Annotated in this window: 12 protein-coding genes; 8 read left to right on the top strand and 4 right to left on the bottom strand. The window is 67.6% G+C overall.

Annotation, left to right across the window (positions count from 1 at the left end; genetic code table 11):
• The 4 genes from KHC24_RS10925 to KHC24_RS10910 form a co-directional block, all read left to right on the top strand.
• On the top strand, nt 1–181 hold a 181-nt coding region (locus KHC24_RS10925), incomplete at its 5' end, for a phosphate acyltransferase (protein WP_213363281.1).
• Between the two features lie 61 nt (nt 182–242).
• Nucleotides 243–572, top strand: coding sequence for a glycine zipper domain-containing protein (locus tag KHC24_RS10920; protein ID WP_213363280.1), 330 nt, complete (start codon nt 243–245; stop codon nt 570–572).
• Nucleotides 573–774: 202 nt separating this feature from the next.
• Nucleotides 775–987, top strand: coding sequence for a cold-shock protein (locus KHC24_RS10915; RefSeq protein WP_213363279.1), 213 nt, complete (start codon nt 775–777; stop codon nt 985–987).
• 278 nt (nt 988–1,265) lie between these two features.
• Entirely contained in the window at nt 1,266–1,481 is a 216-nt protein-coding gene (locus KHC24_RS10910) for a cold-shock protein (protein ID WP_213363278.1), read from the top strand.
• A 168-nt stretch (nt 1,482–1,649) separates the two neighbouring features.
• Here the strand turns inward: KHC24_RS10910 and KHC24_RS10905 are convergent, their stop codons facing one another.
• Both KHC24_RS10905 and KHC24_RS10900 read right to left on the bottom strand, forming a co-directional pair.
• Nucleotides 1,650–2,192 (bottom strand): GNAT family N-acetyltransferase, encoded by a 543-nt coding sequence (locus tag KHC24_RS10905; protein ID WP_213363277.1) that lies wholly within the window; start codon nt 2,190–2,192, stop codon nt 1,650–1,652.
• A 139-nt stretch (nt 2,193–2,331) separates the two neighbouring features.
• A complete protein-coding gene (locus KHC24_RS10900) occupies nt 2,332–2,706 on the bottom strand; it encodes a GFA family protein (RefSeq protein WP_213363275.1) in 375 nt (124 codons plus the stop codon).
• A 211-nt stretch (nt 2,707–2,917) separates the two neighbouring features.
• On the opposite strand from KHC24_RS10900, the gene KHC24_RS10895 reads away from it, so the two are divergent.
• A complete protein-coding gene (locus tag KHC24_RS10895; protein ID WP_213363274.1) occupies nt 2,918–3,694 on the top strand; it encodes a hypothetical protein in 777 nt (258 codons plus the stop codon).
• A gap of 129 nt (nt 3,695–3,823) precedes the next feature.
• Here KHC24_RS10895 and KHC24_RS10890 read toward each other — a convergent pair whose 3' ends face one another.
• Nucleotides 3,824–7,558: a vitamin B12-dependent ribonucleotide reductase gene (locus KHC24_RS10890; protein ID WP_213363273.1), complete on the bottom strand. Its 3,735-nt coding sequence runs from the start codon at nt 7,556–7,558 to the stop codon at nt 3,824–3,826.
• Nucleotides 7,559–8,148: 590 nt separating this feature from the next.
• Here KHC24_RS10890 and KHC24_RS10885 point away from each other — a divergent pair.
• The 3 genes from KHC24_RS10885 to KHC24_RS25625 all read left to right on the top strand — a co-directional run bounded on the left by KHC24_RS10885 (nt 8,149) and on the right by KHC24_RS25625 (nt 10,692).
• Complete coding sequence (locus KHC24_RS10885) at nt 8,149–9,345, top strand: MFS transporter (RefSeq protein ID WP_213363272.1); 1,197 nt, start codon at nt 8,149–8,151, stop codon at nt 9,343–9,345.
• A gap of 101 nt (nt 9,346–9,446) precedes the next feature.
• Nucleotides 9,447–9,860: an NADH:ubiquinone oxidoreductase subunit NDUFA12 gene (locus tag KHC24_RS10880; RefSeq protein ID WP_213363271.1), complete on the top strand. Its 414-nt coding sequence runs from the start codon at nt 9,447–9,449 to the stop codon at nt 9,858–9,860.
• 133 nt (nt 9,861–9,993) lie between these two features.
• Nucleotides 9,994–10,692, top strand: coding sequence for a DUF2155 domain-containing protein (locus tag KHC24_RS25625; protein WP_213363270.1), 699 nt, complete (start codon nt 9,994–9,996; stop codon nt 10,690–10,692).
• On the opposite strand, the gene aat is transcribed toward KHC24_RS25625, so the two are convergent.
• The gene (aat, locus tag KHC24_RS10870) at nt 10,623–11,303 is read right to left on the bottom strand and encodes a leucyl/phenylalanyl-tRNA--protein transferase (RefSeq protein WP_213363269.1); all 681 of its coding nucleotides are present in this window, start codon (nt 11,301–11,303) and stop codon (nt 10,623–10,625) included. The two genes, KHC24_RS25625 and aat, sit on opposite strands and share 70 nt — an antisense overlap.
• Nucleotides 11,304–11,356: the final 53 nt, after the last annotated feature.

Here is an 11,356-nt window from a genome sequence, read left to right as displayed (position 1 = left end):
CATGCCGAATCTCGATGCCGCCAACATCGCCTACCAGATGGTGAAGGTGTTCGGCGACGCGCTGCCGGTGGGGCCGATCCTGCTGGGAACCGCCAAGCCGGTGCATATCCTCACCCCCTCGGTGACGGCGCGCGGCATCGTCAACATGACCGCCATCGCCGTGGTCGAGGCGCAGGGCTGATCGTTTCAGCTCTCAGGAGGCGGGATGCCGGCCGGCGTCTCGCCGCAGGAGAAGACAGCAGATGATGTTTCGTAAGTCCTTTGCGCTCGCCCTGTTCGCGGCGGCGGGCCTTGCGAGCCTGTCGAGCGCGCCGGCCGGGGCGCAGAACCGCGCCACCACCGGTGCCATCGTCGGCGGCGTCACCGGCGCGGTGGTCGGCGGCGCCGTGACCGGCAGCGGTTCCGGCGCACTGGTGGGCGGTGCCATCGGCGCCGGCACCGGGGCCGTCATCGGCGCCCAGTCCGACCGCAACCGCCGCGTCCGTTCCTACTATTTCTGGCGCCGCGGCAACTGCTATCTCCGGCAGTCCAATGGGCGGGTGGTGCGGGTGCATCGGCGCAATTGCCGGTAACGGGACGGGATTTGTGGCGCGATTGTGGCGGATTCTGCCGTGCAAAAGCCATAATCGTGACCATCCTGTGCGCAGTCTCGTTTGGCTAAAGAACCGTCCGGCGTCCGGGCGGTTTGTCAGCCTGTCTAAGCGTGGCGAGCGCACGGTTGCCGCCCAGCATCCGGCGTGCATGTAATAACATCGTCTTCCGAAGGTTTTATCGATGGCTGATACCGGCACCGTGAAGTGGTTCAACGAGCAGAAGGGCTACGGCTTTATCCAGCCCGACAGCGGCGGCAAGGACGTGTTCGTCCACATCAGCGCGGTTCAGCGCTCCGGCCTGCAGGGCCTGCGCGACGGCGAGAAGCTCTCCTTCGAGCTGCAGACCGACCAGCGCTCGGGCAAGACCTCCGCGGTCAATCTGCGCCCGCTCTGACTGTAGTCGTTTCCGGTCTCTCTACGTCTGGGGCCGGAACGCTTAATCCGCGATAGATTACCGCCGTTCCTTACGGAGCGGCGGTTTTCTTTCATGGAGCGCTCGGTTGGCGGCGGAGACGCTTGCATTGCCGGTCATTCCGTCTAGTCTCTCCTGCGACTTTGGACGAATTACTGGGTCGTTTCACCTGCAGTTGCCGGTGCACGTTCAGAATTTCTTCCAAATTCGAAAAGTGGCTGCGGCCGCACACTGTAACCTTAGGCGAGAGACTACCCTCTATGTCGACCCAGACCGGCACCGTTAAGTGGTTCAATGATCAGAAGGGCTATGGATTCATCCAGCCCGACAACGGCGGCAAGGATGTGTTCGTCCACATCAGCGCCGTGCAGCGCTCGGGCCTTCAGGGCCTGCGCGATGGCGAGAAGCTCTCCTTCGAGCTGCAGACCGATCAGCGCTCGGGCAAGACCTCGGCCGTCAATCTCCATGTGAGCTGATCTCGCGCGGGCGGCCACCGTCGCCCGATCGACACGGAAAAGCCGCCTTGCCCAACCGGCAAAGGCGGCTTTTTCTTTGCGCCGGCAATCGGGCCGAGAGGTGTCGCCGACGGCAAGGAGCGCGGCGGGGCGTACCGGCCGTGGCGGGCTGCGCAGCGCCCGTGCACTCTAGCTGCGGGTGACGGGGACGCGCGGGCGCTCCAGCAGCGTCATCGGGTGGCCCTGATAGGTGCCGTCGCCAAAGGCGACGAAGCCGAGCTTGCCGGCGACATGCAGCGAGGCGGTGTGCTCGGGATGGATGATGCAGGTGACGCGCTCGCCGGTGCCGTGCCGTGCCGCCCAGTCGAGCGCGGCGCGCATCGCCTCTTCCGCCAGCCCCCGGCCTTGCGCCGCGCCGACCAGCGCCCAGCCGGCCTCCATGGTGCCCTCGATCGACGGGCTGATCGCCCGCTTGAGATCGTGGAAGCCGGCCTCGCCGATGAAGGCGCCGGTTTCGCGGTCCTCAACGGCGAAGAAGCCGAAGCCGAGATGGTGCCAGAGCCCGATCTGGCGCAGGAACCGGCTCCAGGCCGCCTCGCGCGGCAGCGGGGTGCCGCCGATGAAGCGGATGACGGCGGCTTCGCTCCACATCGCCGCATAGGCGTCGAATTCGTCGCTGCGATAGCCGCGCAGCCGGAGCCGCGGGGTGAGGAGGGGCGGGATCTCGACCATGGTGCTCTCGGATATCGGCCGGTGCCGCCGCCGGCCCACTCTGGCGTCTGCGGCGGCGGTTCCGGCCCGGGATGGGCGGGGCTCGGTCTTGCGCGCGTCAGTCCTTGCACGTCAAGCCTTGCGCGTCAGGCTTTGCGCGTCAGGCCGCACGCCCATCATAGGGCGCCGGGGTGAGGGCGGCGAGGTCGATCTCTTTCAGCGCCCGGACATTCACCGCCGCCATCGGCGTACCGTCCGGCAACTGGCCTCTCGCGAACGGCTCGACGCCGCAGGTGTCGCAGAACATGTGGCCGATGACGTGACGGTTGAAGCGGTATTCGTTCAGCCGGTCCTCGCCGGCGGTGATGCGGAAGGCGTCGGCGGGAGCGAAGGCGAGGATCAGCCCCTTGGCCGAGCAGATCGAGCAATTGCAGGCGATGGCGCCGGCGAGGTCGAGGCTCACCTCGAACTGCACCGCACCGCAATGGCAGGCGCCGGTATGGAGCTTCGCGGCGGCGGCGGGAGCATCGGACATCGGGCCTCCTGTCGGATCGAGTCGTGAGACCGGAAGGGTGGACGAGGGGGAGGGGGATGTCGAGATGAGGGCGCGCGTCCGGCCCTTTGGAGGGGCTCGCGGGTGGCTCCTTGGGCTTGGCCGGCGAACCCGGTCGGTTCGGCTCGCTGCTTGCCGCTGGTGCTCGCGCGGCGCGCCGGTCATGCTGATGGGCGCGCTGGAGCAGGGGGGAATGCAGCATCGTTATGCGGGAGACATCGGCGACTATATGAAGCTCGCCATCCTGCGGGCACTGGCCCCAGGCCGCCGGCTGGGTATCGGCTGGTGGCTCTATCCCGACGAGAGCCACGACGGCGCCGGGCGGCACATCGCTTATCTACAACGTCCCGACCGCTGGCGCACGCTGGATCCGGTGCTGTTCGACCATCTGGGTGCCCTGGTCGAGGGCGGGCAGCGCCATGTGTCCGGGCTGCAGCATGAGGGGCTGCTGCCCGGCGCGCTCTATTTCGACGAGATCATCCCTACCGTCGGCACGCCTACGGAGCGCCGGCTGGCGCGGACCGATTGGCTGGACCGGCTACGCGCAAAGCTGGAGCCGGCCGATCTGGTCTTCCTCGATCCCGACAATGGTTTCGAGACCAAGGGCTTCGATCCGGGCGCCGCCAAGGCGGGCAAGAGCGTCGCCCTAGCGGAGATCGTCAGCCTCAAGGCGCCGGGGCGGTTCCTCGTCGTCTATCACCACCAGACCCGCATGAGCGGCGGCCGGGCGGCCGAGCTCGAACATTGGGGGCAGCGGCTGCGCGAGGCCGGCTTCGAGCGGGTGGATGCGCTGCGAAGCTCGGCATTCTCCGCGCGCTTCTTCTTCCTGCTGGAAGCGTCCGAAGCGATGCGTGCGGCGGCCCACTCGCTCGCCGCGCACGGCTCCGGGCGGATCGCCTGGTATCCCGATCTCGGGCAACGGGAGGCGGGTACACTGATCAAGTCGGTCGGTTGGTGGAAAGCCGGCTAAGGAAATGAGGCGATGCCCCCGGCGCAGGCCGATGAAGCCGGTCAATGAAAAAGGCCGGTAGATCCGGCCTTTCCGCATTGTATCGATGCCGGCGGCGATGGGTTCAGTTGCGCCGCCGAGGAGAAAGGGTCACGAGCACCCCGTCGTGCTACCGCAGGTCTCGCACTTCAGGCAGGTGCCGTTGCGCACCATGGTGAAGTTCTGGCACTCGGGGCAGGACTCGCCTTCATAGCCCTTGGCGCGGGCGATGGCGCGGGCCTCGGCCTTCGACGGCTGGGCGGCGCTTGCCGCCGGCGCCGACCACGGCAGCGCGTCGGTCTCACCCGCCGCTTCCGCCTCGTCCTCCAGCTCCGGCTTCAGCGCCGTGGCGCCCTGGGTCAGGCCGCCGCGCAGGGTGGTGACGTTCACCGCCGCGCCCTGCACGCCGCCGGCGGAGCGGGTCTCGCTGCCCACCGCCGAGGAGGGCACCACCATCAGCCCGACCGAACGGCCGCGCGTCAGGCCCTTGGAGACCATGCGCGAGGCCGGGGTCGCCGCCGGGGCGGCCTTGCCCTCGTCCACGCCCTTGCCGAGCGCGTCGAAATTCGACTCGCTCAGATCGACATGGCCGAGATCGTTGCGGCCGAGATAGGAGACGGCGAGCTCGCGGAAGATGTAGTCGAGGATCGACGTCGCATATTTGATCGTGTCGTTGCCCTGCACCGGGCCGGCGGGCTCGAAGCGGGTGAAGGTGAAGGCGTCGACATATTCCTCCAGCGGCACGCCGTATTGCAGGCCCAGCGACACCGAGATGGCGAAATTGTTGATGAAGGAGCGCAAAGCCGCGCCTTCCTTGTGCATGTCGATGAAGATCTCGCCGAGGCGGCCGTCATCATATTCGCCGGTGCGCAGATAAACCTTGTGGCCGCCGACCACTGCCTTCTGGGTGTAGCCCTTGCGGCGGTCCGGCATCTTCTCGCGGTCATGCACCGCGACGATGCGCTCGACGATCTTCTCCACCACCTTCTCGACGATCTGCGTCGTGCGGGCGGCGGCGGGCTTCTCCAGCAGCGCCTCGACCGCGTCCTCCTCGTCGTCCTCATCGGCGACGAGCTGCGAGTTCAGCGGCTGGGAGAGCTTGGAGCCGTCGCGATAGAGCGCGTTGGCCTTCAAGGCGAGGCGCCAGGAGAGCAGGTAGGCCTCCTTGCAGTCCTCGACGGTGGCCTCGTTCGGCATGTTGATGGTCTTGGAGATGGCGCCCGACAGGAAGGGCTGCGCCGCCGCCATCATGCGGATGTGGCTCTCCACCGAGAGGAAGCGCTTGCCGATGCGCCCGCAGGGATTGGCGCAGTCGAACACCGGGTAGTGCTCGACCTTGAGGAAGGGCGCGCCTTCCAGCGTCATGGCGCCGCAGACATGGATGTTGGCGTTCTCGACGTCCTTCTTCGAGAAGCCGAGGAAGGACAAGAGGTCGAAGGCCGGATCGGCCAGCTTGTCGGCGGGGACGCCGAGCTTGGCCAGCGTGTCGTCGCCGAGCGTCCAGCGGTTGAACACGAACTTGATGTCGAAGGCGGCCTTCACGCTGCCGTCGATCTTCGACAGCATGGCGTCGTCGAAGCCCTTGGCGCGCAGCGAACCATGGTTGATCGCCGGGGCCTGGGTGATCGAGCCATGGCCGACCGCATAGGCCTCGATCTCGGCGATCTGGCTCTCGGAATAGCCGAGCGTGCGCAGCGCTTCCGGCACCGCGCGGTTGATGATCTTGAAGTAGCCGCCGCCGGCCAGCTTCTTGAACTTCACCAGCGCGAAATCGGGCTCGATGCCGGTGGTGTCGCAATCCATGACGAGGCCGATGGTGCCGGTGGGCGCCAGCAGCGTGGTCTGGGCGTTGCGGTAGCCATGCTCGACGCCGAGCGCCAGCGCCTGGTCCCAGGTCGCCTTGGCGCGTTCGATCAGGATGGGCTCGGGGCAGGAGGCGTGGTCGAGCGGCACCGGGCTGGTGGCGAGCGCCTCATAGCCGCCAGCCTCGCCATAGGCGGCGCGGCGATGGTTGCGGATGACGCGCAGCATGTTCTCGGCATTGGGCGCGTAGTTCGGGAACGGCCCGAGCTCCTTCGCCATCTCGGCCGAGGTGGCGTAGGACACGCCGGTCATGATCGCGGTGAGGGCGCCGCCATAGGCGCGGCCTTCCGCCGAATCATAGGGGATGCCGGAGGTCATCAAGAGGCCGCCGATATTGGCGTAGCCGAGGCCGAGCGTACGGTACTCGAAGGAAAGCTTGGCGATCTCCTTCGAGGGGAACTGTGCCATCAGGATCGAGATTTCCAGCACCACCGTCCACAGGCGGCAGGCATGCTCGTAGCTCTCGACATTGAAGGTGCCGTCGGCGTTGCGGAACTGCAGCAGGTTCAGCGAGGCGAGGTTGCAGGCCGTGTCGTCGAGGAACATGTATTCCGAGCACGGGTTCGACGCACGGATCGGGCCGCCGGCCGGGCTGGTGTGCCAGTCATTGATGGTGGTGTGGAACTGGATGCCGGGATCGGCGCAGGCCCAGGCGGCGTGGCCGATCTTCTCCCACAACTCGCGGGCCTTCAGCGTCTTGGTGATCTTGCCGGTGGTGCGGCCGACCAGGTTCCAATCGGCATCGGCGCCGACCGCGTTGAGGAAGGCGTCGTCGACGCGGACCGAATTGTTGGAATTCTGCCCGGCGACGGTGAGATAGGCCTCGGAATCCCAATCGGTGTCGTAGACCGGGAAATCGATGTCCTTATAGCCCTGCTGGGCGAACTGGATGACACGGCGGATGTAGTTCTCCGGCACCTGCGCCTTCTTGGCGGCACGGATCTCGCGCTTCAGGGCGGTGTTCTTCTCCGGGTCGTAGCAGTCGGCGCCGTCGCCTTCGCAGTTCACGCAGGCCTTCATGACGGCCTTCATGTGCCTGGCGACGAGCTTGGAGCCGGCGACGAGGGCGGCGACCTTCTGCTCTTCCTTCACCTTCCAGTCGATATAGGTCTCGATATCGGGATGGTCGGCGTCGACTACCACCATCTTGGCGGCGCGGCGGGTGGTGCCGCCCGACTTGATGGCGCCGGCGGCGCGGTCGCCGATCTTGAGGAAGCTCATCAGGCCGGAGGAACGGCCGCCGCCGGAGAGCTTCTCGCCCTCGCCGCGCAGCGCCGAGAAATTGGAGCCGGTGCCGGAGCCATATTTGAACAGGCGAGCCTCACGCACCCACAGGTCCATGATGCCGCCCTCGTTCACGAGGTCGTCGCCCACCGACTGGATGAAGCAGGCATGCGGCTGGGGATGCTCGTAGGAGGACTTCGAGCGGGTCAGCTTGCCGGTGACGTAGTCGACATAGAAGTGGCCCTGGCCGGGGCCGTCGATACCATAGGCCCAGTGCAGGCCGGTGTTGAACCATTGCGGCGAGTTCGGCGCCGCCATCTGCATGGCGAGCATGTAGCGGTGCTCGTCGAAGAAGGCCTGCGCGTCCTCCTCCGAATCGAAGTAGCCGCCCTTCCAGCCCCAATAGGTCCAGGTGCCGGCCAGGCGGTCGAAGACCTGCCGGGCATCGGTCTCGCCGATGACGCGTTCCTTCTCGGGCAGGGCGGCGAGCGCCTTGTCGTCGGCCGCGCCGCGCCACAGGAAGGAGGGAACGGTCTCCTCCTCGACGCGCTTCAGCCGGGCAGGCACGCCCGCCTTGCGGAAATATTTCTGCGCAAGGATGTCGCTTGCTACCTGGGAGAAGTGCTCGGGCACCTCGATCCCTTCCAGGCGGAAGACGATGGAGCCATCCGGATTGCGGATTTCGCTCGTCGCGGTGCGGAACCCGATGTCCGCATAGGGTGACCGGCCGGCCTTGGTATAGCGGCGCTCGATGCGCATGATCTTCGTCCCCAACTCGCTCCGAGGCGCGGCCCTGTCGTGGCGCGCCTTGTTCGATAAGGCTTGGCTCTCCGTCCAAGCCACCCCTGTCTCGTCTGGAAACAACCGCCCGAGGCGCCTGCCGTTTCCATTTCTTTGCTGAACCCGCACGCAAAAACGCTCCGGCGTTGCCGCCGGAAAAACGCGATGACTGGGCTGAAGTCACTACCGGACCGACACGAACGCCAAACCGCCGAGAGTGAAATCAACCTGAATGAATCGGCGTGTGAGGTCAAGATATAGGGGGTCGGTAAACAGAACCTCTACATCTCGTAGATAGGGGCGGGGGGCTTCACATTCCACCCCGAGCCCTTATCGAGCGCGGATTCGTGATCCGAGTCCAGCCGGCGGGCCGCACAAATGCGAGGCGGCCGGAACTACGAGAAAAGTGGGGACAGTCTCCCAGGCCATATTTTAATGCGTGCTCATGACAGGCGTGCGTAGGCCCCGCATGTGCCTCGCCGCGAGCCAGCGCATGCCCGCCCTGCATTTGCGCCGGTGGACAGACAGGCTCCGGCGCCGCAGAACGGCCCTCCTACCGGAGAGCGCCGATGAACGGAGCGGATGAGCGGCCCCATGGGACCGCCAGCGACCTCACCTTTTTTCTTCTCGCCCTCGCGGCGGGGGCCGGGGCCGCGAATCTCTATTATGCCCAGCCGCTGATCGCGCTGATCAGCGCCGATATCGGCCTCGACGAAAGCGTGGCGAGCCTCGTCGTTACCCTCGGCCAGATCGGCTACATCGCCGGCCTGCTGCTGGTGGTGCCGCTGGGCGACGCGATCGAGAATCGCCGGCTGTTCGGCCTGGTGCTGCTCTGCGCCTGCGCTGGGCTCATCGCCGCGGCCGGCGCGCATTCGCCGCTGGTGTTCGCCGGCGCGGCGGTGATCTTCGGATTCGGCTCGGTGGTGGCGCAGGTGGCGGTGCCGTTCGCCTCGCATCTGGCACGGCCGGAGGAGCGCGGGCGCAAGGTCGGCAATGTGGTGAGCGGGCTGATGGCCGGCATCATGCTGGCGCGGCCGGCCGCCAGCCTCATCGCCCACTGGTTCGGCTGGCGGGCGGTCTTTCTTGCCTCGGCAGTGCTGATGCTGGCGCTGGCGGCCGGATTGCGCCTGCTGCTGCCGCCGCGCCGGCCGCAGGGCGGGCTCAGCCTGTGGGCGCTGCTCGGTTCGTTCCCGACGCTGCTGCGCACCCAGCCGGTGCTGCGCCGGCGCATCGCCTACCAGATGCCGATGTTCGGCGCCTTCATCCTGTTCTGGACCGCGGTGCCGCTGGAACTCGCCGGGCCGGCCTTCGGCTTCGACCAGAGCGGCATCGCGCTGTTCGCCCTCGCCGGCGCGGCCGGGGTGTTCGGCTCCTCGCTGGCGGGACGGCTGGCCGATCGCGGCTATTCGCGGCTCGGCACCGCGCTGGCGCTTGCCGGCGCCGCTATCGGCTTCGCCATCGCCGCCATCGGGGTGGCGTACAGCTCGGTGGCGGCGCTGGTCATCGGCGCGGTGGTGCTCGACCTCGCGGCCGCCGCCAACCTGGTCTTCGGCCAGCGGGCGCTGTTCATGCTCGATCCGGCGATCCGCTCGCGGCTGAACGCGCTCTATATCGCGCTGTTCTTCCTCGGCGGGGCGCTGGGCTCGGCGATCGCCAGCCCGCTCTATGTGCTCGGCGGCTGGTACGCGGTGTCGGCGGCGGGCGTAGTCGCCATGCTCGCCGCGCTCGGTTATTTTGCCACCGAAGCGCGCGGCACAGCGGCCTGACGCCACGCTACACCGCTCCTTGTCTGGACAGGCGGCGGCGCGGGTGGCATGTTCCCGCCAATCCAGCTCTCGGCCCTTCTCGGCCTTCAGGGACGCAGCCCGTGAATCTCTCGACCTTCGTCACCGAACTCTTCACCTGGTGGAACGGCAACACCATCGGGACCCGCGTCCACACCTGGCGGTACGGCGAGTTCGTCGGCGAGGACCAGTTCGGCAACAAGTATTATCGTACCAAGGGTGGTGCCATCGACCCGGCCCTCGGCTTCGAGCGTCGCTGGGTGATCTTCAACGGCTATGCCGAGGCGACCGCGATTCCGCCCGGCTGGCACGCCTGGATGCACCAGCGCTCCGACGTGCCGCCGAGCCAGGAAAGCTACAAGGCGCACGAGTGGGAGAAGCCGCACCGCGCCAACCCGACCGGCACCGCCGACGCCTATCGGCCGGCGGGCTCGACGCTCGGCTTCGGCCACCGCCCGGCGGTGACCGGCGACTACCGGGCCTGGACCCCGGAGTGAGCGAAGCCGGCGCGGTGGCGCTGCGCGCGTTTGTGAGCCGCCGTATCGCGCGGCCGCCCCTACATCGCCGCATTGCCTCGCCATCTGCCGACAGGCGGGCCGCGCTGCGGACGGCGCCGATAGAGGCTGCATCATGACTTCGGTTTCGACCGCCGCGCTTCGACGCTCCCGGCTTCGGCGCGCGCTTGCCACCACGCCGACCTTCGCGCTCGCGTTCGCCTTGCTGTCGGGCGTGCCGGCCCTCGCCCAGCAGGGCTGGCAGGGCGGGGTCGAATCGGCACCGCTCGCCCCGCCGACCGGCGGGCCGGTAGAGAACCCCGATTCGCCGCTGCCGGGCGGTCCCGGCGTGCCCTCGATCATGGAGCCGCCGACCGGCGGCGAGGCACCGCGCGCCGAGGAGCCGCGTGCCCCCGCCGCGCCGCCGCCGGAAGTGCCGGGCAGCGCCACGGTGGGCCCGCAGGGCGATATCGAGGTGGTGCAGCCGCCGGCGCAGAAGATCGCCAACAAGACGGCGGTGTTCTCCGGTCTCGACAAGATCACCGGCCGCATCATCACCTTCGACGCCGCGGTGGGCGAGACGGTGCAGTTCGGCGCGCTGCGCATCACCCCGCGCGCCTGCTACACACGGCCGGAGAACGAGACGCAGAACACCACCGGCTTCGTCGAGGTGCAGGAGATCGCGCTCGACGGCGAGATCAAGCCGCTGTTCGGCGGCTGGATGTTCGCTTCCAGCCCCGGCCTGCACGGCATCGAGCACCCGATCTATGATGCCTGGCTGATCGACTGCAAGCAGTCGGCGCCGGTGATCGCCTCGCCGGGCCCCCAGCAGTAGAAATCCGCTTCGCTGCCTTGCAGCGCCTGGGCGAGCAGCGCGGTGTAGCGCTGGCGCGTCACCTCGACGGCGCCGAAGCTGCGCAGGTGGTCGGTGACGAACTGGGTGTCGAGCAGCGTGAAGCCGCCCTTCTTCAGCCGTGCCACCAGATGCACCAGGGCGACCTTGGAGGCGTCGCGGGCGCTGTGGAACATGCTCTCGCCGAAGAAGGCGCGGCCGAGCCTGACGCCGTAAAGCCCGCCCACCAGTGCGCCGTCCTGCCAGGCCTCGACCGAGTGGCAATAGCCGCGCGCGTGCAGGTCGCAATAGAGCTTGTGGATGCGGGCGTTGATCCAGGTGGAGGGGCGTCCCTGCGCCGGCGTCGCGCAGCCGCGCATCACCGCCTCGAAATCATGATCGATGCGGATCTCGAACCGATCCGCACGCACGGTGCGGGCGAGGCGGCTGGAGATGGAAAAGCTGTCGAGCGGGATGATGCCGCGCTTGTCCGGCTCGATCCAGTAGAGGCCGGGGTCGTCCGCGCTTTCCGCCATGGGGAAGATGCCGCAGGCATAGGCCTTCAGCAGCACCTCCGGGGTGATCTCGACCTGTTGTTCGCGCGGGCGTGACATGCGTGCAGCATGACGTAGTGGAACGAAGGTGTGAAGGCTCGTGCCGGCCGGAT

The organism is Ancylobacter defluvii, from assembly GCF_018390605.1.
Classification (GTDB): domain Bacteria; phylum Pseudomonadota; class Alphaproteobacteria; order Rhizobiales; family Xanthobacteraceae; genus Ancylobacter; species Ancylobacter defluvii.
Note: the sequence above shows the minus strand (reverse complement) of the source record. Positions and strands in the feature narration are given on the sequence as shown.